A 25,196-nucleotide genomic window follows, 5' to 3' on the forward strand; every position below is an offset into this window, starting at 1 on the left:
GCAAGGATGCATCCCGTACTGGCCGATCGCTCGTGTGCGGTGGGGGGAGCCCGCGGTGGGGGGACCGCGGTGCGGCTCCGTCCCGTGCCCGGGCGCCCGCGCAGAAGGGACCGCTGACGGCGATGCAGATCCGGCTGACCGTCGTAGACCCGCTGGGGCCGCCCCCGGAGTCACGGGCGCACGCCGCGAGCTGCGACGTGCTGGTCACCGCGCCGGCCGGGACGGCGCTGGCCGCGGTGGCGTCGGGCCTCGCCTCGGCGGTCGGCGGGGGCGGGGGCGCCACCCCGCCCGAGCGCGGTCGAGAGCTCGGCGGAGGGCCCGTGGTGCTGTACGCGGGCGCGGAGCGCCTGGACGCCCAGCGCTGCACGCTGGGCGAGCCTCCGCTGCTGGACGGCGCGGTGCTGACCCTGGGCGCCCCAGCGGAGCCGGGCCTCGAGCCGGACGAGGACGCGGCCCAGCTGCACGTGGTGGCCGGCCCGGACGCGGGCGGCGTCCATCTGCTGCACGGCGGCGCTGTCCGCATCGGCCGCTCCGCCGACGCGGACGTCCCGCTGGACGACCCTGACGTCTCCCGGCTGCACTGCGCGGTCACGGTCTCCGACGACGGCCGCGTCTCGGTCGCCGACCTGGACTCCACCAACGGCACGGTGCTCGACGGCAGGCGGGTGACCGACCGTCCGGTGCGCTTCGCCCCCGGGGCGCTGCTGCGCCTCGGGGAGTCGGCCCTGCGGCTGGCCCCGCCCGGCGCGGTGCGCGCCGTGGGCACGGCGCCGGACGGGGAGGGACATGTACGCGTCCTCACCGCGGGCGAGGACCCCGGCAAGGACGCCCCGGGAGGCCCGCGGGATGCCGCGCGCGGGGCGACGGCGACGGCGACCACGGCACACACGCCCGGGGACGGCGCCCGGGGTGCGGGGCCGGCCGCCGCAGGAACGTCCGGCGCGGACGGCCACAGCGGCCACAGCGGCCACAGCGGCCACACGCAGAGCGGGCCCCCCGCCGGTGACGGCGGCGGCGCCCTCTTGGGGGACACCCACCACGGCTTCGGCGTCACCGCCTGGGGCGCCTCGGACGGCGTCGCCCCCGGCGCCCAGGAACACGGCCCCGTGGAGCCGCCGATCCGGGCCCCGGTCGTCCCGGGGCAGGGCAGGGCCCCGGGGGCGCAGAGCCGGGGCCCGCTCTCCGGGGACCCGGCGGGCGAGGGCATGCGCAAGGGCACCCCGCCGCGCGGGACGGAGCTGCCGCCGGGGGTGGTGGTGCGCAGACGCGGCGGGTTCACCGCGTGGGCACGCCGGCTGGCGGGAGGCCGCGCCGAAGCGGGCGGTACGGCACGCGACGGGTACGACGAGACCGGGGGTGCCCCGGGGCCCGCGCCCCATCTCACCCGGGCCCCGGAGAAGTGGCCGGACCCTGCGGCCCTGCTGCTCACCGCGCTGGGACCCGGCCCACGGCTGTGGGAGCGCGGCCCGGAGCACCCTGAGACGCTCACCGTGCGCCTGGGCACGGCCGACCGGGCGGCGCCGGACGGGACGGGACTGCTGCCCGCCGTGCCGGTGACCGCCGGGCTGCGCGAGGTGGGCGCCCTGGGCCTGGCCGGGCCCAGGGCGCGGCTGGCCGGCCTGGCGCGCGCGGTGGTGGCACAGCTTGCCGCGCTCCACTCCCCCGACACGCTGGAGCTGGTCCTGATCAGCGCCGACCAGTCCCGCCCGCTGGAGGAGCGCGTCGCCGAGTGGTCGTGGCTCGGCTGGCTCCCGCACCTGCGCCCGGCGCACGGCCAGGACTGCCGGCTCCTGGTCGCCTACGACCGGGAGCAGGCGACGGCCCGCACGGACGAGCTGCTGCGCCGGCTGGCGGACCATCTGGCGGACACGGGCGGCGCCACCGGCACGTTCCCGGACGCCCCGCCCGGTGGCCTTCCCCCGCGGGGTGCCGTCCGTCGCCCCTCCTGGGCGCGGGACGAGGACCCGGCGGACGGCGCGTTCCCGGGGCCGTACAGCGTGCTGGTCGTGGACGGCGACCCCGGCGGTGCCGATCTGCGCGAGGCCGTGGCGCGTCTGGCGCAGCACGGGCCGCGGGCCGGGATCCATGTGGTCTGCCTGGCGGAGGCGCCGTCGGCCTCGCCCGCGTCTCCGGTGACGGAGACGTACGAGGCGGCGTGCGCGGCCTCACCGGTGTTCCGGGAGTGCGGGGCCGCGGCGCTGCTGAGCGGCGACGTCGCCACGGCGCTGCGGCTGCTGCGGATCGCGCCGGGGGAGGCGGGGGACGCCGGTCACGCCGGTCGCGGTCCGGTGGGTAACGGCACGGTCGCCGCGCTGGACGCCGTGTCGGCGGCGTGGGCGGAGCGGTTCGCGCGGGCGCTCGCCCCGCTGCGGACGGAGGGCGGCGGGGACCGGCACACGCGCGTGTCGGCGCCGCTGCCGCAGGCGGCGCGGCTGCTGGACGAGTTGGGCCTGGCGCGGGCCACTCCGGCGTCGCTGATGGCCCGTTGGGCGGACGCGGCGGACGACGGGCAATCGCCGGGCGGGCGCGCGTGGGCGGTGCTCGGCGCCGGGCCGCGCGGCCCCGTGTCCGTCGACCTCGCGGCCGAGGGACCGCATCTGCTGCTGGAGGGCCCGCCCGGCAGCGGTCGTACGGAGGTGCTGCGCTCCATCGCCGCATCGCTCGCGGCAGCCGAGCGTCCGGACCGCCTCGGGATCGTGCTGGTCGACGGCCGCGACTGCGGGGCGAACGGCGGCGGGGGCGGCGAGGGTCTGCGGGTCTGCACGGACCTGCCGCATGTCACCACGCATCTGGCGGCCAACGACCCGGTACGCATGCGGGAGTTCGCGCAGTCGCTCAGCGCCGAGCTGAAGCGGCGGGCCGACCTGCTGGGGCGGCTCGGCTTCGCCGAGTGGCACGCGCGGCAGGGGACACCCGGCCGGAGCGCGCCGCAGCGGACGGATCGTACGGCCTCGGGCGATCTCGACACCCCGCCCAGTACGACGCTGCGGCTGCGGCCGGCGGCGCGGCAGCAGGCGGAGCCGGGGCCGCCGCTGCCCCGGCTGGTCGTGCTGGTCGACGATCTGGACGCGCTGCTGTCCCCGGCGCTGGGCTCGCCGGGCCGGCCGGCGGCCGGGTCGGTCGTACGGGCGCTGGAGGCGGTGGCCCGGGACGGGGAGCGGCTCGGGCTGCACCTCGTGGCCGCCGCGGGCCCCGGCGGGCGGACGGCCGAGTGGGGGCCGGCCCGCGCGGCCGCGCTGCGGATCGCCCTGGAGGCGGTGTCGCCGGGGGTCGAGGAACCGGCGCCGGGCCGGGGGCAGGTGACCCGTTCGGACGGCAGGGTGACACCGTTCCAGGGCGGGCGCATCACCGGGCGCATCCCTCGGACGGCGACGCTCCGCCCCACGGTCGTCCCCGTGGAGTGGCAGCGCATGGGCGACCCGCCGACGCGCCGGCAGGTCCGCGAACTGGGCAACGGGCCCACGGACCTGGCCCTGCTGGCGAGCGCGTTGGAGAGGGCCGCGCGATCGGTGGCGGCGGCCGAGGTGCCGTCCCTGCTGTAGCCCTCCGCCGCCGCGGCCCGCCCACCCGCACGTCCGGCCGGGCGGCGGGATCGCACGTTCCGCGCCCCGCCGCACGGCGCTGCGCCTCCCGCTTTCCGCCACGCGGCGTGGTGTGTCCCGCTTCCCCGCCGCACGGCATCGCGCACCCCTCGCCCCCGCCCCACGACGTCGCGGCCCGAGCCGGCGCCGCGCGGCGCAGCCCTCCCCCCACCACTGACCGCACGTCACGACGCGGTCACGATCGCCCGGTTGACACGGCAGGCGCCCTTGCCGCCCCGAACGACCCCGCGTAGACCAGAGCGCACGGGACAGCGCTCGAACGTTCAACGAGGAACGAAGAACGAAGAACGGGGCAGTGATGCACAGCACTCTTCGTACACGCAGGTCTCCGAAGCAGCCCGCCCACCGGACCCGCCGCTCCGCTCAGGCCGCGGCGGCCGCCGTGATCGCCGGGGCGCTCGCGCTCGCCGGCTGCGGGGGCGGCGACAACAAGAGCAGCAGCGACACGGCGAGCGGCGGCGGCAAGGAGAGCGGCGCCACGGTCACGCTCCCCAAGCTGAACGGCCAGAGCCTGGAGGTCGCCGCCGTCTGGACCGGCGGCGAACAGGCCAACTTCAAGAAGGTGCTCGCCGAGTTCGAGAAGCGCACCGGCGCCAAGGTGACCTTCGTGCCCGCCCAGGACCCGATCATCAACTTCCTCGGTTCGAAGATCGCCGGCGGGCAGCCGCCGGACGTCGCGATGCTGCCGCAGCCCGGCGCGATCAAGCAGGCCGTCGACAAGAAGTGGGCCAAGCCCCTCGGCCCCGAGGCCCGGGCGGAGCTGGCCAAGAACTACTCGCAGGGCTGGCAGGACATCGGGAAGGTCGGCGGCAAGCAGTACGGCGTCTACTACAAGGCCGCGAACAAGTCCCTGATCTGGTACAACGCGAAGGTGTTCGAGAACGCCGGCGCCAAGGAGCCGAAGACCTGGCAGGAGCTGATGACGGCGGCCCAGGCCGTCTACGACTCCGGTGTCACCCCCTTCTCCGTCGGCGGCGCGGACGGCTGGACCCTCACGGACTGGTTCGAGAACGTCTACCTCTCCCAGGCCGGCCCGGAGAAGTACGACCAGCTCGCCCAGCACAAGATCAAGTGGACGGACCCCTCCGTGAAGGAGGCCCTGACCACGCTCGCCCAGATCTGGGGCAGGAAGGACTACATCGCGGGCGGCGCGAAGGGCGCGCTGCAGACCGAGTTCCCGGTGTCGGTCACCCAGACCTTCACCGGCGGCGACCAGCCGAAGGCCGGCATGGTCTTCGAGGGCGACTTCGCCCAGGTCAACATCGGGGAGACCAAGGCGAAGATCGGCACGGACGCGAAGGTGTTCCCGTTCCCGGCCGTGGGCGGCCAGGCCCCGGTCGTCTCCGGCGGCGACGCGGCCGTCGTCCTCAAGGACTCCAAGGCGGCCCAGGCCCTGGTCACCTTCCTGGCCTCGCCGGACGCGGCGACCATCCAGGCCAGGCTCGGCGGCTACCTCTCGCCGAACAAGGCGGTCGCCCTGTCCGCGTATCCGAACGCGGTGCAGCAGAAGATGGCCAAGGCGCTGATCGCGGCCGGCGACGACTTCCGGTTCGACATGTCCGACCAGGCACCGCAGGCGTTCGGCGGCACGCCCGGCAAGGGCGAGTGGAAGGACCTCCAGGACTTCCTGACGCACCCCACCGACATCGCGGGCACCCAGGCGAAGCTGGAGGCGGACGCGGCGAAGGCGTACGGGAGCTGATCCGGCGATGACCGGGCACGACGCCGACGGGCCGGGCCGGCGATGACACAGGCCAAGGCGGCGGGGGTCCCCGAGACCCCCGCCCCGCCCAGGACGCGCAAGAGCGTGACCGGCACCCGCAGGACCGTGGCAGCCCTCTTCCTGCTGCCCGCCCTGGTGCTGCTCGGCGCGCTCGTGGTCTACCCGATCGGGTACTCGCTGATCCGCAGCTTCCTGAACCAGTCCGGCGGCTCCTTCGCCGGATTCGACAACTACAAGGCCCTGTTCACGGACGACGGCATCCGCACCGCGCTGAAGAACAACATCATCTGGGTGGTGTTCGCGCCGACGGTCTCGACCGCGCTGGGGCTGATCTTCGCGGTGCTCACCGAACGGGTGCGCTGGGGCACGGCGTTCAAGCTGGTCGTCTTCATGCCGATGGCGATCTCGATGCTCGCCGCCGGGATCATCTTCCGGCTCGTGTACGACCAGAGTCCGGACAAGGGCGTCGCCAACGCGGTGTGGGTGTCCGTCCACGACACGTTCGCCGAGTCGTCCGCGTTCCCGAAGGCGCACCCGGGCCGCCGGTCGCCCCTGGCACCCGACCGGGGCGGCTTCATCACCACTGCCGCCGTGCACACCGGCCGGCCGGTCGCGCTGCCCCTCGTGGGCGTCGCCCCCGACCAGATGCCGAAGAACGCGCAGCGGGCGGCCCCGGCGAAGCCGGAACCCGGCCAGGTGACCGGCACGACCTGGCAGGACTTCACACGCGGCGAGGGCGTGGGGCGGCTCGGCGCGGTCGACCCGTCCGAGCGGGGCTACCCGGGGATGAGGATCGAGGCGGTGAAGGACGGCACGGTCGTCGCCTCCACCAAGGCCCGCGCCGACGGGACGTTCACGCTCCCGGCCGCGGCCGACGGCGCCCGGCTGCGACTTCCGGCGAGCAACTTCAGGGAGCCGTACAACGGCGTCGACTGGCTCGGCCCGGCGCTCGTCACCCCCGCGGTCATCGGCGCGTACGTGTGGATGTGGGCCGGGTTCGCGATGGTGCTGATCGCGGCGGGGCTCGCGGGTGTCCCGCGGGAGCTGCTGGAGGCGGCACGGGTGGACGGCGCGAACGAATGGCAGGTGTTCCGCCGGGTCACGGTCCCGCTGCTGGCACCCGTGCTCGCGGTCGTCACCGTCACACTGATGATCAACGTGTTGAAGATCTTCGACCTGGTCTTCATCATCCCGCCGGGCTCGTCCCAGGACGACGCGAACGTGCTGGCCCTGGAGCTGTACCGCAAGGGCTTCTCGGAGGACCAGCCGGGCATCGCCAGCGCCATCGCGGTGTTCCTGCTGCTGCTCGTCATCCCGGTGATGCTGTTCAACATCCGCAGGCTCAGGCGGGAGGTACGGCGATGAGGTCGCGTCGCACTCCCGGCCGGGGGTCCGGGGGTCGTCCCCCGGGACAACGCAGCAACATCCGCAGGCTCAGGCGGGAGGTACGGCGATGACGGCACATGCCGGAAGTCCGCCGAAGGCGGCGCCCGTCACCGTCGTCACGGGGCGGCGGTCCCTCGGGGCCCGGCTCGCGGACGGCGTCAGCGGCGGTCTGCTGCGCGTCTTCCTCATCCTGGTCGGCCTGTTCTGGCTGGTGCCGACCGTCGGTCTGCTGCTGGCCTCACTGCGCAAGCCGTCCGACATGAGCTCCTCCGGCTGGTGGAAGGTCTTCAGCCAGCCCTCGCAGCTGACGTTCGAGAGCTACCAGAAGCTCCTGGAGAACAGCGACATCACCGGCTCCCTGGTGAACACGGTCCTGATCACCGTCCCGGCGACGGTCCTGGTCGTGGTGATCGGCTCCCTGGCCGGGTACGCCTTCGCCTGGATGGAGTTCCCGGGCCGCGACTGGTGGTTCCTCGGCGTGGTCGGTCTGCTGGTCGTCCCCGTGCAGGTGGCGCTGATCCCGATCGCCGAGCTGTTCGGCAGGATCGGCCTGTTCGGCACGGTCTTCGGGGTGGTCCTCTTCCATACGGGCTTCGGCCTGCCCTTCGCGGTGTTCCTGCTGCGGAACTTCTTCGCGGAGATCCCCCGGGAACTGCTGGAGGCGGCACGTCTCGACGGCGCGGGCGAACTGCGGCTGTTCGCCCGGGTCGTGATGCCGCTGGGCGGGCCGGCGATCGCGAGCCTCGGCATCTTCCAGTTCCTGTGGGTGTGGAACGACATGCTGGTCGCGCTCGTGTTCACCAAGTCCGGCACGCAGCCGATCACTGTGGCGCTGCAGACACAGGTGCGCCAGTTCGGCAACAACATCGACGTCCTGGCGCCGGGGGCGTTCATCTCGATGGTGATCCCGCTGGCGGTGTTCTTCGCGTTCCAGCGGCAGTTCGTGTCGGGAGTCATGGCGGGCGCCGTCAAGTAGACGCGACCGCACGGCCGTTCAGGGGTGGACCGGCGCCGGTCCACCCCTGTTCGTTCACCTGGCGTTTCCGCGGGCGTTCCCCCGTATGACGCAGCGGACGTAACCGAACCACCCCGTGGGACGTTTTCGGGCAGTATGCCCGCGCCGACCCATGGATGCCCCTTGCCCAGGTTCAGTGTCATCGTTCCCGCGTACAAGGTTCAGGCGTACCTGCACGAGTGCCTCTCATCCGTGCTGGAACAGTCGTACGCGGACCTCGAAGTGATCGCGGTCGACGACCGCTCGCCCGACGCGTGCGGCGCGATCATCGACGAGTTCGCCGCCCGCGACTCCCGTGTGCGTGCCCTGCACCTGCCGGGGAACGTGGGGCTGGGCCGGGCCCGCAACGCGGGGCTCGCACAGGCGACCGGCGACTATCTGCTCTTCCTCGACGGCGACGACACCCTGGCACCGGGCGCGCTGGAGGACATCGCCGACCGGCTGAAGGCCGCCTCCGACCCGGACGTCCTGGTCTTCGACTACGCCCGTACGTACTGGACGGGCAGGGCGGTCCGCAACAAGCTCGCCGGCCTGCTCACCGAGCGGGGCCCGGCGCCCTTCCGGCTCGATGACCGTCCCGGCCTGCTCTCGCTGCTGATGGTGGTGTGGAACAAGGCGTACCGCCGCGACTTCGTCGAGCGCGAGGGCTTCACCTTCCCGCCCGGCTACTACGAGGACGCCCCCTGGACGTTCCCGGTGCTGCTGACCGCGGACACGATCGCCACCCTCGACCGGGTCTGCGTCCACTACCGCCAGCGCCGCCAGGGCAGCATCCTCGGCTCGACCAGCGACCGGCACTTCGACGTCTTCGACCAGTACGACCGGGTCTTCGCGTTCCTCGACGCGCACCCCGAACTCGCCCGCTGGCGGCCGGAGCTGTTCCGCCGCATGGTCGACCACCTGGCCACCGTCTTCGTCCGGCGCGGCCGGCTGCCCCGGGGCAGCCATGCCGAGTTCCTGCGCAGGGCCCGCGCCCACTACCGCCGCCACCACGTCCCGGGCGCCCCGCTCCGCCCGCGCCATCTGCTCATCCGTTTCGGCAGCCACCGCACCTACCGCCTGCTGTCCCTGACGTCCCGCCTCGCCCGCCGCACCCGGCGCGCGGCCGCCGGCACCGGGCGGCGCCTGGCCCGTGCCGCCCTGCGGACGCACTACCGCATCCAGCTGCGCCTTCCCCTGCGCGCCGACCGCGCCGTCTTCACCGGTGCCGGGGGCGGCCGGTACGGCTGCAATCCGGCCGCCCTGGAGTCGACCTTCCGCAACCTGGTCCCGCACATCCGCACGGCGTGGATCGCCGAGCCCGAGCACCACCACACGATCCCGGTGGCCACCCGCCGGCTGCGGCCGGGCTCCGCCGCGTACTGGACGGCCCTGGCCCGCTCCAAGTACCTCGTGCACAACGCCGACTTCGGCCCCCACGTGGTCAAGCGGCCGGGCCAGATCATGATCCAGACCCTGCGGGGCACCCCGCTCAAGCACATGGGCCTGGACCTCCGGGACCGTCCGGCCGCCGCCCGGGACGCGGACTTCGCCCGGATGCTGCGCTCCGCCGACACCTGGGACTACGTCGTCTCCGGCAACCGCCACTCCACCCTCGTCTGGGAGCGCGTCTTCCCCTCGCGCTTCACGACGCTGGAGTACGGGACGCCCCGCAACGACGTCTTCAGCCGCGCGACCTCGGCCGACGTGGCCCGGCTGCGCCAGGCCCTCGGCATCCCCGAGGGCTCGGTGGCGGTCCTGTACGCGCCGACGTACCGCGACTACCGCCGCAGCCAGCGCCCCGCGCTCGACCTGGAACGCGTCCTGCACGAGCTCGGCCCGCGCTTCGTGCTGCTGACCCGCGCGCACCCCTCGTACGGTGAGCCGCTGACGCGGACCACCGGCGGCCGGCTGATCGACGTCACCGGCCATCCGAGCGTCGAGTCGGTGTGCCTGGCCTCGGACGCGCTGGTCACCGACTTCTCGTCGATCATGTTCGACTACGCCAACCTCGACCGGCCGATCGTCGTGTACGCCGACGACTGGGAGGCGTACCAGGCCGCCCGGGGCACCTGCTTCGACCTGCGCGCCTTCCCGCCGGGCGCGATCGCCCGCAGCGAGGACGAGCTGATCGACATCTTCACCACGGGGCACTGGTGCGGTTCGCACTCGGCGAACCTGCGGGCCGCGTTCCGCACCCGCTTCTGCCCCTACGACGACGGGCGCGCCGCCGAGCGGATCGTGCGCCGGGTGGTGCTCGGGGAGAACGCCTGGCAGCCGTCGGTCGTGCCCCTGGCCGACCGCCACCCCGCCCCGTCCGCCGCGACCGGCCTGCCCACCGTACGGCTCGCGACCATTCCGGCGCCCGGCCGCCCCGTCCCGGACATCGAGAGCCGCTGACCCGCCCGGCCCGCGGAGTTCAGAAGGCCGCCCTCCCACGACACACGGCCCCAGGACACGAACGGGGCCCGAGAGAAAGACCAGAATGCCCCGCTTCAGTGTCATCGTCCCCGCTTCCGGAGTCGCCGGCCGTCTGTCCCAGGCGCTGGACTCGGTCCTCGCCCAGTCCTTCGGCGACTTCGAGCTGATCCCGGTCTGCGACGCGCCCGACGCCCCGGCGGGCACGGTCGCCGCGGCGTACGCGGAGCGCGACCCGCGGGTCGTCGCCCTCACCTCGCCGCCCTCCGGCGGCCCGGGCGTGGCCCGCACCACCGGGATGGGAGCGGCGACCGGGGCGTATCTGCTGTTCCTCGACGGGGACGACGTCCTCACGCCCGGCGCGCTGGCCGCGATCGACGCGCGCCTGACGGCGACCGGCGATGTGGACGTCCTCTACCTCGACCACGAGCGGGTCCACTGGTGGGACGCCGAGACGTCCACGCCGCCGCTGGGCACGGCACCCGACGGGGCCTTCGCTCCCGGCCGGGCCCCGCGGCTGACCGGTGTGTCGGTCCCCGTGTGGAGCGCCGCCTACCGCCGCGACTTCGTCACCGCGCACCACCTCGTCTTCCCGGCGGGCCTCTTCACCGACATCGGCTGGGGCGGCCTGGTCACACTCGCCGCCGAGCGCGTCGCGGTGCTGCGCTCGGTCTGCGTACGGCATCTGCTGCGCCGCCAGGGCAGCCGGCTGCACATCCCCGGCGCGCACCAGTTCGACCTTCTCGACCAGGTCGGCACGGTGCTCGCCCGGGCCACGGAACTCGCCCTCCCGGCCGACCGGTTCAGGCCGCTGTTCGAGCAGCTCTTCTCGGTCGTCCTGAAGACCGCCGCGCATCCGGAGCGGCTGCCCGCGCATCTACGCAGGGCCTTCTTCCGGCAGGCGGCCCGCCTGTACCGGCGCCACCGCCCGGCCGGGTTCCGGCCGCCCGCGGGCAGCATCGGGGTGCAGCACCGGCTGCTGGCGGCCGGCGCCTACGACGCGTTCCGCGCGCTGCGGACGGCCAACCAGGCCGCGGCGGGGTCGGTGCGGAGCGCGCCGCTGCCGCGCCTGGCGCGCACCCGCGCCCGGTACGCCCTGCAGTTGCGCCGGCCGCTCGACGAGAACCTCGCCGTGTACTGCGCCTACTGGGGCCGCGGCTACGCCTGCAACCCGGCCGCCATCCACGCCAAGGCCCGCGAACTGGCCCCGCACATCCGCTCGGTCTTCCTGGTCGAGCCGGACGCCGTGGACGGCGTGCCCGAGGGCGTGGAGTACGCGGTGATCGGCACACGCGCGTACTGGGATGTGCTCGCCCGCGCCAAGTACCTGGTCAACAACGCCAACTTCGCGGACGGCGTCGTCAAACGCCCCGGCAGCGTGCACCTGCAGACCCAGCACGGCACCCCGCTGAAGACCATGGGCGTGGACCAGTCGACGTACCCCGTGGTGGCCGCCGCGACCGGCAGCTTCACCAAGCTGCTGGCGCGCGTGGACCGCTGGGACTACAACCTCTCCTCCAACCGGCACTCCACCGAGATGTGGGAGCGGGCCTTCCCGGGCTCGTACGAGACCCTCGAGTACGGCTATCCCCGCAACGACGTCTACTGCACGGCGACCGCCGACGACGTCGCCCGCATCCGCCGGGAGCTGGGCGTCCCCGAGGACAGGACGGCCCTCCTGTACGCGCCCACGCACCGGGACTACAGCACCGGCTTCGACGCACGCCTCGACCTGGAGGCGTTCTGCGAGGCGATCGGCGACGCGTACGTGGTCCTGCTGCGGGCCCACTACTTCTACGACCGCGGCACGGGGCGGGGCAGCGGCCGGATCATCGACGTCACAGGGCACCGCTCCTCCGAGGACGTCTGCCTGGCCGCCGACGCGCTGATCACCGACTACTCGTCGATCATGTTCGACTACGCCAACCTGGACCGGCCGATCGTGGTGTACGCGGACGACTGGGAGATCTACCGCGAGACCCGGGGCGTCTACTTCGACCTGATGCAGGCCCCGCCGGGCCTGGTGGCACGCACACCGGACCGGCTGGCGGCCGCCTTCCGCGACGGCACGTACGCCGACGGCTCCGCCGCCGCCCTGCGCGCGGCCTTCCGGGAGCGCTTCTGCCAGTTCGACGACGGACGCGCCGCCGAACGCGTCGTGCGCCGGGTGCTGCTGGGCGAGCCGCCCGAGTCGGTCCCGCCCGTGATCCCGCTCGCCGAGCGCATCCCGGCCCCGGCCCACGCCCTCGTGAGGAGCTGACCCGTGCCCCGCTTCAGCGTCATCGTGCCCGTCTTCAAGGTGCAGGGCTTTCTGCGCGAGTGCCTCGACTCGGTGCTCGGGCAGTCCTACAGCGATGTCGAGGTGATCGCCGTCGACGACTGCTCGCCCGACGGCTGCGGCGCGATCCTCGACCGCTACGCCGAGCGCGACCCGCGGGTGCGGGTGCTGCACCTGACCGAGAACGTCGGACTCGGCCGGGCCCGCAACGCGGGAATGCCGCACGCCACCGGCGATTTCCTCCTCTTCCTCGACAGCGACGACACGCTCACCCCGGGCGCGCTGCGCGCGATCGCCGACCGGCTCGACGAGACCGGCGATCCGGATGTCCTCGTGTTCGACTACGCCCGCACCTACTGGTGGGGCGGTACCCGCCGCAACGCGCTGGCCAGGGTGCTGGCCGAGGCGGGTGACGGCGCCTTCACCGCGGCCGAACACCCCGAGATCCTCGAACTGCTGATGGTGGTGTGGAACAAGGCCTACCGCCGGGACTTCGTCGAACGCGAGGGCTTCACCTTCCCGCCCGGTTACTACGAGGACACCCCCTGGACCTTCCCCGCGCTGCTGTCCGCGCGGCGGATCGCGACCCTGGACCGCATCTGCCTGAACTACCGGCAGCGCCGCCAGGGCAACATCCTGTCCACCACCAGCCGCAAGCACTTCGACGTCCACGACCAGTACGAACGGGTCTTCGCGTTCGTCGACGCGCGCCCGGAGCTGGCCCGGTGGCGCCCCTACCTGCACCGCAAGATGGGCGAGCACTGTCTGGACATCCTCGCCAAGCCGGACCGGCTGCCCGCCCGCGACAAGCGGGAGTTCTTCCACCGCACCGCCGAACTCTTCAGCAGGCACCGCACCGGCGATCCGTTGCCCGCCGAACTGCGCGTCCTGGAGGGGAGTTACGCCCGCTACCGGGCCCGGCAGCGGACCGCCGCCGCCGGCACCGCGTTCGGCGAGCGCGCCCGGCAGGCCCGTGGGGCGGCCGCCTCGGGGATCAAGCGCGGCTGGTCCTGGGCGCACGGCCGCCGGGCCCTGGATCCGGAGCTGGCGGTCTACTCGGCGTTCTCGCACCGCGGCTTCCTCGGTGATCCGGCCGCGATCCACCGCGCGGCAGACCGGCTCGCCCCGCACATCCGGGGGGTGTGGGTCGTGCGGGAGGACCAGGCGAGCGCCCTGCCGCCGGACATCGAGTACGTCGTCCCGGGCTCGCCGGCCTACCACCGGGTGACCGCGCGGGCCACGTACTTCGTCAACAACGTGAACTGGCCCGGCACCCTGCTCAAGCGTCCCGGTAGCGTCCACGTCCACACCCACCAGGGGACCCCGCTGAAGTACATGGGGGCCGACCTGCTGGGCAAGCCGGGCGCCCGGTACGGGTTCGACGTGCCGCAGATGCTGCGCCGCGCCGACCGCTGGGACCACAGCCTGGTCGCCAACCGCCACTCCGAGCTGGTCTGGGACCGCGCCTACCCCTGTCACTTCGCCTCGGCCCGCACCGGCAGCCCGCGCAACGACGTCCTCGTCAACGCCGGCCCCGCGGACGGGGCCGGGTTCCGGCTCCGGCACGGCATTCCCGAGGACCACACGGTCGTGCTGTACGCGCCGACCCGCCGCGACCACGTCCGGGGCGGCCATGTGGAGCGCTTCGACCCGGCACGGTTCGCGCAGGACCTGGGCGAGGGCCACACCCTCGTCGTACGGCTGCACCCGTCGCTCGCGGACGGGCCGGCCCGCGGGATGGGACTGGCGGAGCTGCACCGGCGGGGCGTCGTGGTCGACGCCACCGACGAATTGCACGTCGAGGAGGTGATGCTCGCCTCGGACGTCCTGGTCACGGACTATTCGTCCCTGATGTTCGACTACGCCAACCTGGACCGGCCGATCGTGGTGCACGCCGACGACTGGGGCGCGTTCACGGCCGCCCGGGGCGCGTACTTCGACATCACGGCCGATCCGCCGGGCCATGTCTCGCGCTCCTACCGGGAACTGGCGTGGCTGTTCGCCTCCGGGTGCTGGCGGGACGCGGACGCGGCGCGGCTGCGGGCCGGGTTCCGGGCGCGGTTCTGCGAGTTCGACGACGGGCGGGCGGCCCAGCGGGTGGTGCGCACCCTGATGCTGGGCGAGCCCGACGTCCCGCCGTCGATCCCGGCCCCGGCGGCCGGCGACAGCGACATGCTGACCGGGACGCGCTGACCCGGGTTACTCGACGACCAGTTCCACGGGGATGTTGCCGCGGGTGGCGTTGGAGTAGGGGCAGACCTGGTGGGCCTGCTCGACCAGCTTGCGGCCGGTCGCCTCGTCGACGGCGTCCGGCAGTTCGACGCGCAGGGTGACGGCGAGGCCGAAGCCCTCACCCTGCTTGCCGATGCCGACCTCGCCGGTCACCGCGGCCTCGCTGACGTCGACCTTCGCCTGCCGGCCGACCAGGCCGAGGGCGCTGGCGAAGCAGGCGGCGTACCCGGCGGCGAACAGCTGCTCCGGGTTGGTGCCCTGCCCGCTGCCGCCCATCTCCACCGGGATGGCCAGCTGCAGGTCGAGCCTGCCGTCGGAGCTGACGGCACGCCCGTCGCGGCCGTGGGTGGCGGTGGCGACGGCGGTGTAGAGCGCGTCCATGGAGAACCATCCCTCTCGAAGTCATGTCCGGCGGCCGGCCCTTCCGTGCGTCCGGACCGCCTCACGAAGAAAAGTAGAGCACACAATTCAGTTGTGCACAACTAAACTGGGCCCGGAGCTATCCTGAGGGACATGACGAGCACGCCTGCCCGCGCCGGGGCCTCCGCGGACGAGGAGTACCTGCGCCTCGACCGCCAGATCTGCTTCTCGCTCCACGCCGCGGCCCGCGCCTTCAACGGCGTCTACCGCGTCGTGCTCAAGGACCTCGGGCTCACCTACCCGCAGTACCTGGTGATGCTGGTGCTGTGGGAGCACGGCGAGCTGCCGGTGAAGAAGCTCGGCGAGCATCTGCGGCTGGACTCCGGGACGCTGTCGCCGCTGCTGAAGCGGCTGGAGGCGGCGGGCCTGGTGCGGCGCGAGCGCAGCGCGCAGGACGAGCGGTCCGTCCATGTGGCCCCCACGGACGCGGGCACGGCGCTGAAGGAGCGCGCGCTCGTGGTGCCGCGCCGGATCGCCGCGTCGACGGGCTTCGAACTGAGGGAGATCGTGGACCTCAAGGCCCGCCTCGACCGGCTCACCGGGGCGCTGGACGCGGCGGCGCTCCAGGAAGCGCCGGGCTGTGTCGAGGGCGTCGAGGACGCGGACCGTCCGGTGGGCCTCACGCCCTGACGGCGCACATACAGTCGAAGGGTGACGCCGCGGCCCGCGTACTCCTCGCGGGTGATGAACTCCTCGCTCACGATCGCGCGCTTGGCACGCTCGGTGGGGTTCCCGGGTCGCCACGAGGGCCGCAGCGCGAACGGCCCGGCGACCACCCACACATAGGCCACTCCCCCGAGCCGCCGCCGCACCTCCCCGGGAGCGGCCTCCCGCCCGTACAGCGTCCCGTCCACGGCGGCGGGCACCTCCAGCGCCACGTCCCGCAGCCCCCGGAAGCCGGCCGGATAGGCGAGCGCCGACCGCCGTTCCAGGGACGGCAGGAACAGTACGGGGTCGCCGGGGCGCACCTGCCGCGCCACCAGCGCGGACACGGCGGCCAGGTCGTCGGGCCGGTGCGCGGCGCTGCGATCGGCCTCGAGGAGGGGGAACTGCGCGACCAGGCCGGCGCAGACGGCGAGCACGCCGAGCAGGGCGACGCCGTGCCGCCCACGCCGTGCGGGCCGCCGGGCGGTCGCAAGGGCGCCCGGCGCCGGCACCCGCGACCGCTCCCGCAACGCGACCGCCCCGCCGTGTGGCGCGGGTCCGCCCTGCGGGGGCAGTTCGTCCCCGCCGCGCCCGCCGCCCTGCACAGCGCGCACCCCGGGACCCGGGTCTCGCCGGAGGAGGCCGAACCGCCCGAGTCCGTCGAGAAGCTGCGCGCCGGCGCGGATCCCGACAGCCGCGCCGCCGTACGGCGCGTGTCCCCCGGCGCCGCCGTACGGCACATCACCCCCGGTGCCGCCGTACGGCGCGTCACCCCCGGCGCCGTGGGCCGTGCGGCCCACGGCCCGCAGCCGGCACACCGCCCCGGCCATCCGCTCCGCGCCCGCCGCAGCCAGCAGCGGCGCCCCGGCCAGCGCGTACAGCACATAGCGGTCGTCGTACAGGGGCGAGAGCCGCGACACCGCCATCAGCACCGCCGGCGGGATCAGCAGCAGCGGCAGGGCCACACCCGCCAGGGACACCCCGCGCCACGCCGGCCCCGGCATCCGCACCGGCCCCGGCATCCGCACCGCCAACGCCAACGCCATCAGCACCAGATACGGCCCCAGGACGACCCGTCCCGGTCCCGCGAACTCCTCCACCAGGCGCACGACGCTCGCCCCGTCCGGTGCCCGCAGCCACGCCACCTGCGCCGCCTGCCCCCGCGAGACCAGCACCAGCGGGAGCAGCACCGCGACGGCCGCCCCCGCGGCGCACGCCCACCCCCGCCACATCCGCGCCGGCACCCGCGCGAGCGCCAGCGTGCAGGCGTGCGCCGGCAGCGCCAGCACCGCGAACTCGTGCAGCACACAGGTGACCGCGACGACCACGCCGTAGGGCCACCACCTCCCGCCCCGCGCCGCCCGCACCAGCAGCAGCGTCGCGCCCGCGACCCCGGCCGCCACCAGCGCGTACGAGCGGCCCTCCTGGGCGTAGTGCCCGACCATCGGCGTGACCGCGTACAGCAGCCCGGCCCACAGTCCCACCCGCGGCCGGCACAGCCGCGCACCGAGCGCGGCGACCAGCCCCGCCGCTGCGGCGGCCCCGCAGACCGACGGCAGCCGCAGCGGCACCTCGCCGGGACGGACGGCCAGGACCAGGTGCATCAGCAGGTAGTAGAGGCCGTGCACCGCGTCCACGGTGTGCAGCAGATCCCAGATCTGCGGCACCGAGCGCCGCGCGACCTGGTAGGTGGCCGCCTCGTCGCGCCACATGCCGCCGCGGTCCAGTCCCCACAGCCCGAGCGCGAACATGACGGCCACGGGCACGAGGACGGCCGCGCGCTCCCTGCGCCTCACCGGCGATCGACTCATGCCCGCATTGAACAGGGACAGCTTTTGTGTGATGAACCAACCTTTATGGTCTGTTGACGGCGTATCTCCGCACATGCGGCGTGCGCGCCGCCTACCATCCGGGCTTGATGAGTGCCTTGAAGAGTGCCACGGAGCCCCCGCCGATGCCGTCCGCGCCCGTACCGCCGCCCCGTCGCAAGAGGATCCGCGGACGCCCCCGGTTACCCCTCCTCGCCGCCGGCTGGCTCGCCACCCGCGCGCTGATGCTGTGGCTGCTCGCCCACGACCAGTACCCCCTGCTCGGCCGGGGCGGCGTCGCACAGGAGGTGTGGAGGCTGTACTTCCACTGGTACGGCGTCCTCCGTCAGGGCACGTTCCCCTCGGGCGACCACCTGTGGCAGTACCCGCCCGGCGCCGGCCTGGTGCTGCTCTCCCCCGCGCTGGTGCCGGAACTGACGTACTTTCAGTCCTTCGTGGCCCTGACGCTGCTCACCGACGCCCTGATCATGCTCGCCCTGGTGCGCGCGGGCACCCGTCCGGGCCGGTCGCTGCGCGGGGCGGCCCTGTGGACCGCGGGCCTGCCGCTGCTGCTGCACGTCCCGCTCGCCCGCTACGACGTCCAGGTCACCGCCTTCGCGGTCGTCTCCCTGCTGGCGCTGACGCGCTCCACGCGCGCGTGCGGCGTGTTCGCGGCGCTGGGCGCCCTGGTGAAGGTATGGCCGGCGCTGGCACTCATCGGCACCCCGCGCGGCCGTACGACCCGTGAGGCGTGGACGGCGGCCGCGGTCGCCTCGGTCACGCTGCTCGCCCTGCTCGCGGCCCTGTTCCGCAGCCCGTTCGACTTCCTGCGCCAGCAGGGCGGCCGCGGCGTGCAGATCGAGTCACTGGGCGGGACGGCGCTCATGTTCGCCCGCCGGGCCGGCTGGCCGGGACACACGCGCTACCAGTACGGGGCGGTGGAGTTCGTGGGCCCCCAGGTGCACACGGTCGCCGTCTGCTCGCTGTCACTGACCGCGGCCGCCTTCGTCCTCCTGCTGCTGTGGCGGGTGCGGGCCCTCCGGTGGACGCCCGCGACACCGTACGACGCGGCTCTCGCGGCCGTCCTGATGTTCACGGTGACCAGCCGGGTGATCAGCCCCCAGTACATGGTGTGGCTGGTCGGGCTGTCGGCCGTGTGCCTGACGTCCCGCCACACCACCCAGCGCCCGGTGGCACTGCTCGTGCTCACGGCGACCGCGGTGAGCGCGGTGGAGTATCCGGCCTTCTACGGGGAAGTGGTGAGCAGTACCTGGACGGGCTGTGCGGTCATGCTGGTGCGCAACGGGCTGCTGGCCTGCGCCGCGGCCATGTCCTTCGCCCGCCTGTGGCGCTCCGGCTGTTCCCTCCCGCAACGGCGGGAACCCGAGGCGCCGGCATGGAACCCTGACCGTGTTCCTGCCCTCTTCCACACAGAAGGCCAATTGCCTCTTAACAGATGATTACCAGGTAACCGTACTCTCCCAGCTCGTGGATTTGATGCACCCTCACGATGCACAGATCAGCGTCGTCGTCATCGGATACGACGACGCCACTCACGTGACGGACGCGGTACGTTCGGCCCTCGCGCAGGGCGGCGTCGTCCGTGAGGTGATCGCGGTCGACGACTGCTCGACGGACGGCAGCCCCGAACTGCTGGACGCCCTCGCGGCCGAGGACCCGCGAGTGAGAGTGGTGCGCAGAACCGTCAACAGCGGCGGCTGCGGCACTCCCCGCAACGACGGGATCGACGCGGCGACCGCTCCGTACCTGATGTTCCTGGACAGCGACGACATCCTGCCGCCCGGCGCGGCCGACACGCTGCTCATGGCGGCCGTCGCGCACGGGACCGAGCTCTCCGCGGGCCTGTGCGTGCGCCGCGAGCTGCCGTCGGGCCGCGAGACGCCCTGGGAGCCGGAGCTGTACGAGCGGCCGGCGGTGGTCCCCGGCCCCTCCCGGCGCCCCCGTCTGGTGCACGACACGCTGTGCGTCAACAAGCTGTACCGCACCGACTTCCTGCGCGAGCACGCCATCCGCTTCCCCGAAGGCCGCTTCCCCTACGAGGACTTCGTCTTCGGCGCGCGCGTCCTCGCCGCCGGACCGAGCATGGCCCTGGTCCCCGAGACGGTCTACGTCTGGCACGTCCGCCGCTCCGCCCGCCGCCTGTCCATCTCCCTCGATCGCGCCGGAATCGACAACTGGAAGGCGCGCATGGAGGCGAACCGGCAGGCGCACGAGATCCTGCTGAGCGCCGGCGAGAAACGGCTCGCCCGGTCGGCACGCACCGCCTTCCTGGACCGCGGGCTGCGCATGTACGCACGGGAACTCCCGCTGCGCTCCCCGGAGTACCGCGAGGAGTGGTGGACGCTCACGCGCGCGTACCTGTCGGACTTCGACGCGGCGGACTTCGCGCAGGCGTCCGTGCCGGGCCGGGTCGTCGCCCAGGTGCTGCTCGCCTCCGGACAGCCGCGGGACCTGCACCGCCTCAAGGAACTGGCGGCCCGCCCGGCACGTCTGACCCCGCCCTACGCGAGCACGGCGGACGGCGTCCCCGTCTGGTCGGCGGACCTTCCGCAGGTCCGGCTGGAGCACCTGCTGCACCGTCCCGTCCACCACCTTCCGGTCGCCGTCGACGCGGAACTGCACCCACGCGCGCGTGCCTCCCGGCTGCGGCTGCGACTGCACGAGCTGTACGGGCGGGTGGAGAACGCGCGACCGGACCGGGTGGACGTGGAGTTCGTGCTGCGGGAGGACGGCACCAGGGTGGGTCTCACCCGCACGGCCCGGCTCGCGCGGGACGCGGGCTCCGGCATCTGGACGGCCGAGACGGCCCTGGACCTCGGGGCGCTCGGCGCCGGCACCTGGGACCTGCGGCTGACGCTGCGCTTCGACGACGGCACGAGCTGCGAGACCACGGCCCACGCCCTCACCCGCCCGGGCCTGCTGCGCCGCCGCGCGGTGGCGAGCCTCAGGCACGGCGTGCTGCTGGTACAGCCGTACGCGACGCACTCCGGAACGCTGGCCCTGCGCATGGCATCCGGCCTCCGGGGAGCGACATCCGTCGCGGCTCGCAGACTGCGACGCCTGGTTCACTGGAAGTGACCGCACGAGCACCCAGCGCCAACTGACGAGGAGACGCCCGCACATGACCTGGCTGATCACCGGCGGAGCCGGTTACATCGGGGCGCACGTCGTCCGCGCCATGACCGAGGCGGGCGAGCGGGCCGTGGTCTACGACGACCTGTCCACCGGCATCGCCGAGCGCGTGCCCGCCACGGTGCCGCTGGTCGTGGGCTCCACCCTGGACGGCGGACTGCTGCGCCGCACGCTGGCCGATCACGAGGTGACGGGTGTCGTGCACCTGGCGGCGAAGAAGCAGGTCGGCGAGTCGGTCGAACTGCCGCTGTTCTACTACCGGGAGAACGTGGAGGGCCTGCGCGTCCTGCTGGAAGCCGTGACGGCGGTCGGCGTTCCCTCTTTCGTGTTCTCCTCGTCCGCCGCGGTGTACGGCATGCCGGACGTGGACCTGGTGACGGAGGACACCGCGTGCGCGCCGATGTCGCCGTACGGCGAGACGAAGCTCGTCGGCGAATGGCTGGTGCGCGCGACGTCCCGTGCGGCGGGCCTGTCCACGGCGTCCCTGCGCTACTTCAACGTGGCCGGGTCGGCGACGCCGCACCTGGCGGACACGGGCGTCTTCAACCTGATCCCCATGGTCTTCGAGAAGCTGACTCAGAACGCGCCCCCGCGCATCTTCGGCGACGACTACCCGACCCCCGACGGCACATGTGTGCGCGACTACATCCACGTGGTCGACCTGGCGGAGGCCCATGTGGCCGCGGCCCGTGCGCTCGGATCCTCCCGCGGCACGGACCTCACCCTCAACATCGGCCGGGGGGAAGGCGTGTCGGTCCGCGAGATGACCGACCGCATCAACGCGCTCACGGGCTACGACATCCCGCCGGTGATCACCCCCCGCCGCCCCGGTGACCCGGCCCGCGTCGTCGCCTCGGCCGAGCGCATCGCCAAGGAGCTGGGCTGGACGGCGCGGTACGACGTCGACGACATGATCACATCGGCGTGGGAGGGATGGGTGCTGAGGCACCCGGGAGCGGCACGGAGCTAGGCGGCGCGGGGCCGCCGCGGGGCCCACTCGACGACGTCCCCGAGTCGGGGCCGCACCCGGCGGTCTGCCGGGCCGACAGGCCGACAGGCCGACAGGCCGACAGGCCGACAGGCCGACGTGGTGCCGCTCGGACGTGACGGGCCGGAGAAGCGCCGACCGGACCGACGAGCCGAAGGGCCCGCAGGACGGCGGGCCATGACGCCCACTCAGCCCGGCCCACCGGCGCACACTCGGGCTCCATTGGGAGCACGCCCCTACTCCCCCTGGGCGATGAGTTCGGAATGGTGTCCGGACAGTCGCATTCTCCGCCTGGAATATTGACGCCGAAAAGAGGTCATTTACGGCGTTCTGGATGGACAGGCGGCATTCGCTCAGGGAGACGCCCTCAGGGAGACGCCTTCTTCTCGGGTCGCCGATGGGCCTTTGCATCCATGGAGAGGAAGGCAGGAATGAAGAAGCTCGCTTGGGCGGCCAGAGGGCTCGCGACGGTGTCGGGGGCCCTCCTCGTCGGGGCTCTCGTGGCCGTGCCGGCGTCCGCGGACGACAACGACTCGTCCGCTTCCCAGAGCGGAACGTGTACGTTGCGGAGCGTGGTGGCCGACGCCCAGGACACGGACCGGAACGGGGACCACAGCATCGACTCCGCCGTCGTGGACTACTCGGGGAGCCCACTGTTCGGGACGATCTTCCGTGTGTCGACGGCCGAGGGGCACGCCTTCCTCCACGACAGCCGGGTTCCGGCGGCCTGGATTGACCTCACAGCGGTCCGGGGCACTCCGACCTGTGTGGTGGACGCGACCGTGGCCGTGGAGGAGGCGGTCCCCGGCTCCCTCCACATCACCGTGGTGGCCCCGGACGGAGTCGCCTACGGCGCCACGTGCACGACCTCCGCCACCCCCTTCACCACATCGAACATCGGGACGGAGTGCGGCATCGGCTTCACCCCGATCTACTGACAGCAGGAGAAAAGCAGAGGATCCGGGTGGGACCGATCGCCGGCCGGCGATCGGTCCCACCTCCGCGTTCCGGCCACCCGCTCGTACCCTGGCCCGATGAACGAGCCCGACACCCCGCCGCACCCCGCCGCGCGCCCCACCCGCGCCGATCGCGCCCTCGGCTCCGTCCTCGGCTCCGCCGTGGGCGACGCGCTGGGCGCGCCCTTCGAGTTCGGACCCAAGGCCGCGTTCTCGGCTCGCTCCGCCATAGGAACCAACCACCTCGTACCACGGGTGCGTCAGGGCCGGTTCCGCTGCTGAGGGTCCTTACCGTGGTGTGCGTTGCATGAGGCCCCGCTCCGGAGCCCGTCATGCCCTGTCGACCACGAAAGAGTTGAACGTGAACGCTCTCTCCGGTGTGAAGCAGAAAGTGATGCTCGGCGTCACAGCGCTGGTCGCGATCGCCGCCCTGGCCGCCCCGGGATCGGCATCCGCCGACGCCAACGGAGACCGGAAAGACTCGGACCACTGGGGCATCATCACCCGCAACACGATCGGCTCTCCCGTGGGCGCCTTGCGGAACGGCCCGTTCGGCTCGTTCGGCGTACAGGGTCCTTCCGCGAGGCCGCCCTACGGACAGGGCAGCCTCGGAATGGAGGTGGCGGACAAGTCCACCTCCCTCACCGCGCCCGCTGAGTTCGTCCACTTCGGCAACGAGGTCGACTTCTACGGTGACCCGGTACCGTCACTGGCCCAGGTCGGTTTCCACGTCTTCCAGACCGGCGAGAACGTCTCCTACGGTGGCCCGAGGAACATGCCGAACATCAGGTTCGAGATCAATCCGAACCTCGCTGCGTCCCCGGCCACCACCTACTCCTCGATGGTGTGGAACCCGGACCCCTCCCCGGTGGTGGACCAGTGGAGTCCCTACCTGGACGCCACCACGACCGGCACGTGGTACCTCTCGGGAACCGCGGGGAACGTGACCGGCTGCAAGCTGACCGCCCAGTGCACCTTCCAGCAACTGATGACCGCGCTCAACGACGGCGGGGCGCAGCCGACCGTCTACACCGCCGGGGTGAGCAAGGGCCGCGACTACATGTGGATCGGCGCCGTCGACGGCCTGCGGATCAACCGGACCGTCTACGACTTCGAACCCTACGGAGTCAGGACTCTTCGCGCTCGCTGAGCGAGGCATCCCGGCAGGGTGGAGTCGTGCACGTGCGGCGGTGGCCCACATGCAGCAGGCCGAGGAACGCCGGGAGCCTGCCCGCGCGGACCGGGCGAGCCCGCCTCGCGGACCTCCACGACCACTTCGGGCACGGCTCCGCCCTGCCGAACCGACCCTTGCACGTCCCGCTGCCGGGCTTCGAGGACCGCGTCCTGCGCGTCCGCGAACTCATGGAACCGGCCGCGAGTCGGGCGCCTCGAGGAGCGAAGTCGGCGCAGGCGCGGGCTGATTCGGCCTGAATCGCCTTGGAGTCAGAAGACCCCGTTTGATAGGCGCCCTGGCCGCCTACGCGGACGAAATCCGCCCGCTGGTGGAGACGTTCGAGCGGCTCCGGCAGGAGGCGTCCGACTTCCAGGCCACCGAGCGCGACTGCTACGCCAAGATCGTCAAACTCGTCGGCGGCGATCCGCCGAAGGTCGACGACGGGTCCGGCAAGAAGGGCATGTACGGCTACCGGACCGAGGGCCTCGACCATGTTCACGGCCGCCTTCGGGCACCGACCCCGCCCCCGGCTCCGCGTCGCCGACCGCGAGCTGATGCTGAAGGTCCTCTACCCGCGCTCAACCTCTTCCTGCAGTTCCTCAAGCGCGACGAAGAGCAGTTCAACGCCGCTCTGGTCGAGGCGCTGCAACTCCACAGGGAGTACTGGACCGCGGACGAGGACCGCCGGCTCACCACCGACGGCGCGGTAGCACTCGGCCCGTTGGCCATCGCTTGCCTGGCCCATGATGTCGGCATGCACGTCGACGTCGATTCCGAGTACCTGCCCGAGCACCTGCTCAGGCGTTCCTGGCTCGGCGAGTTCGAGACCTGACGTACGACTGGACGACTCGTCCCTGCCGACATGCCTTCCCCGGCTGTGATGTGCTGCCCGGCACAGTGCGCAGGGGCGCAGGGAGCTGATGCCGAGCGGTTCGCGGAGCGGGGCCTTCGACGTTGGCGCTGCGCATGTACCACTCAGCAGCGTGTGGTGGATCTGTGCCGACTGCGGGCGGCGCGACCAGGCGCGTAGCGGACGACGGGTGGCACAGATCCACCAATTCCTGTTCCTGGACGGCTGCAACCGGTTCCGCCCAGGTCGTCACTCGCGCACCGGCAGGCGTGCGCCCCGGCTGGCCGCGATCCGGAGTGCGTCGGCCAGCGACTCCACCGCCCTGGTGAGCGCGAACCGCACCGAGTACTCGCCCGCCCTGGGGTCGGCCAGGACCGCCCGGGCGCCGGTCAGCACCTGCCGGCCCGATTCCAACTGGGCGGCTTCCACGTCGTCCGCGAGCTGGGAGAGCAGGCTGTCGTCGCTGTCCGTACTGAGGTAGCACGGCTTGCCCTCCGGGGTGGTCCAGGGCAGGAGGCGGGGGTTGTCGAGCACAGGTGTTCCCTTCGGCGCAAGCCTGACAGGCGGCG

Annotated in this window: 16 protein-coding genes and 2 pseudogenes; 15 read left to right on the plus strand and 3 right to left on the minus strand. The window is 73.2% G+C overall.

Annotated features, from left to right (window positions below; translation table 11 throughout):
• Positions 1 to 122 precede the first annotated feature (122 nt).
• The 7 genes from ACZ79I_RS15655 to ACZ79I_RS15685 all read left to right on the plus strand — a co-directional run bounded on the left by ACZ79I_RS15655 (position 123) and on the right by ACZ79I_RS15685 (position 14,594).
• Positions 123 to 3,542 carry an FHA domain-containing protein gene (locus ACZ79I_RS15655; RefSeq protein ID WP_471497969.1) on the plus strand — a complete coding sequence of 1,140 codons (3,420 nt, stop codon included), beginning with the start codon at positions 123 to 125 and terminating at the stop codon, positions 3,540 to 3,542.
• Between the two features lie 358 nt (positions 3,543 to 3,900).
• Positions 3,901 to 5,304 carry an ABC transporter substrate-binding protein gene (locus tag ACZ79I_RS15660; protein ID WP_471497970.1) on the plus strand — a complete coding sequence of 468 codons (1,404 nt, stop codon included), beginning with the start codon at positions 3,901 to 3,903 and terminating at the stop codon, positions 5,302 to 5,304.
• A gap of 42 nt (positions 5,305 to 5,346) precedes the next feature.
• The gene (locus ACZ79I_RS15665) at positions 5,347 to 6,690 is read left to right on the plus strand and encodes a carbohydrate ABC transporter permease (protein WP_471497972.1); all 1,344 of its coding nucleotides are present in this window, start codon (positions 5,347 to 5,349) and stop codon (positions 6,688 to 6,690) included.
• 88 nt (positions 6,691 to 6,778) lie between these two features.
• Positions 6,779 to 7,687 (plus strand): carbohydrate ABC transporter permease, encoded by a 909-nt coding sequence (locus tag ACZ79I_RS15670; protein WP_471497973.1) that lies wholly within the window; start codon positions 6,779 to 6,781, stop codon positions 7,685 to 7,687.
• A 162-nt stretch (positions 7,688 to 7,849) separates the two neighbouring features.
• Positions 7,850 to 10,105 carry a bifunctional glycosyltransferase/CDP-glycerol:glycerophosphate glycerophosphotransferase gene (locus tag ACZ79I_RS15675; RefSeq protein WP_471497974.1) on the plus strand — a complete coding sequence of 752 codons (2,256 nt, stop codon included), beginning with the start codon at positions 7,850 to 7,852 and terminating at the stop codon, positions 10,103 to 10,105.
• 85 nt (positions 10,106 to 10,190) lie between these two features.
• Complete coding sequence (locus ACZ79I_RS15680) at positions 10,191 to 12,383, plus strand: bifunctional glycosyltransferase/CDP-glycerol:glycerophosphate glycerophosphotransferase (RefSeq protein ID WP_471497976.1); 2,193 nt, start codon at positions 10,191 to 10,193, stop codon at positions 12,381 to 12,383.
• Positions 12,384 to 12,386: 3 nt separating this feature from the next.
• Complete coding sequence (locus ACZ79I_RS15685; protein ID WP_471497977.1) at positions 12,387 to 14,594, plus strand: bifunctional glycosyltransferase/CDP-glycerol:glycerophosphate glycerophosphotransferase; 2,208 nt, start codon at positions 12,387 to 12,389, stop codon at positions 14,592 to 14,594.
• 6 nt (positions 14,595 to 14,600) lie between these two features.
• On the opposite strand, the gene ACZ79I_RS15690 is transcribed toward ACZ79I_RS15685, so the two are convergent.
• Positions 14,601 to 15,014 carry an organic hydroperoxide resistance protein gene (locus tag ACZ79I_RS15690; protein WP_471497979.1) on the minus strand — a complete coding sequence of 138 codons (414 nt, stop codon included), beginning with the start codon at positions 15,012 to 15,014 and terminating at the stop codon, positions 14,601 to 14,603.
• Between the two features lie 132 nt (positions 15,015 to 15,146).
• Between ACZ79I_RS15690 and ACZ79I_RS15695 the strand changes: the two genes are divergently transcribed.
• A complete protein-coding gene (locus tag ACZ79I_RS15695) occupies positions 15,147 to 15,683 on the plus strand; it encodes a MarR family winged helix-turn-helix transcriptional regulator (RefSeq protein ID WP_471497980.1) in 537 nt (178 codons plus the stop codon).
• A gap of 800 nt (positions 15,684 to 16,483) precedes the next feature.
• Here ACZ79I_RS15695 and ACZ79I_RS15700 read toward each other — a convergent pair.
• Positions 16,484 to 17,509, minus strand: a pseudogene (locus ACZ79I_RS15700) (glycosyltransferase family 39 protein); the annotation flags it as partial.
• 143 nt (positions 17,510 to 17,652) lie between these two features.
• Between ACZ79I_RS15700 and ACZ79I_RS15705 the strand changes: the two are divergent.
• From ACZ79I_RS15705 to ACZ79I_RS15735, 7 genes and pseudogenes are all read left to right on the plus strand, one after another.
• The gene (locus ACZ79I_RS15705; RefSeq protein ID WP_471504979.1) at positions 17,653 to 18,966 is read left to right on the plus strand and encodes a glycosyltransferase 87 family protein; all 1,314 of its coding nucleotides are present in this window, start codon (positions 17,653 to 17,655) and stop codon (positions 18,964 to 18,966) included.
• A 37-nt stretch (positions 18,967 to 19,003) separates the two neighbouring features.
• Positions 19,004 to 20,605 (plus strand): glycosyltransferase family 2 protein, encoded by a 1,602-nt coding sequence (locus ACZ79I_RS15710; RefSeq protein WP_471497982.1) that lies wholly within the window; start codon positions 19,004 to 19,006, stop codon positions 20,603 to 20,605.
• Between the two features lie 43 nt (positions 20,606 to 20,648).
• Complete coding sequence (gene galE, locus ACZ79I_RS15715) at positions 20,649 to 21,629, plus strand: UDP-glucose 4-epimerase GalE (RefSeq protein ID WP_471497983.1); 981 nt, start codon at positions 20,649 to 20,651, stop codon at positions 21,627 to 21,629.
• A 449-nt stretch (positions 21,630 to 22,078) separates the two neighbouring features.
• The gene (locus tag ACZ79I_RS15720; RefSeq protein WP_471497984.1) at positions 22,079 to 22,585 is read left to right on the plus strand and encodes a hypothetical protein; all 507 of its coding nucleotides are present in this window, start codon (positions 22,079 to 22,081) and stop codon (positions 22,583 to 22,585) included.
• 96 nt (positions 22,586 to 22,681) lie between these two features.
• Positions 22,682 to 22,825: pseudogene (locus ACZ79I_RS15725) on the plus strand (ADP-ribosylglycohydrolase family protein); the annotation flags it as partial.
• 139 nt (positions 22,826 to 22,964) lie between these two features.
• Positions 22,965 to 23,753, plus strand: a complete 789-nt coding sequence (locus tag ACZ79I_RS15730) for a hypothetical protein (protein WP_471497986.1) — start codon at positions 22,965 to 22,967, stop codon at positions 23,751 to 23,753.
• 307 nt (positions 23,754 to 24,060) lie between these two features.
• Positions 24,061 to 24,609, plus strand: coding sequence for an immunity 49 family protein (locus ACZ79I_RS15735; protein WP_471497987.1), 549 nt, complete (start codon positions 24,061 to 24,063; stop codon positions 24,607 to 24,609).
• Positions 24,610 to 24,876: 267 nt separating this feature from the next.
• Here ACZ79I_RS15735 and ACZ79I_RS15740 read toward each other — a convergent pair whose 3' ends face one another.
• Positions 24,877 to 25,161: a hypothetical protein gene (locus ACZ79I_RS15740; RefSeq protein ID WP_471497988.1), complete on the minus strand. Its 285-nt coding sequence runs from the start codon at positions 25,159 to 25,161 to the stop codon at positions 24,877 to 24,879.
• Positions 25,162 to 25,196: the final 35 nt, after the last annotated feature.

The sequence above is a fragment of the Streptomyces sp. PSU-S4-23 genome (assembly GCF_055632315.1).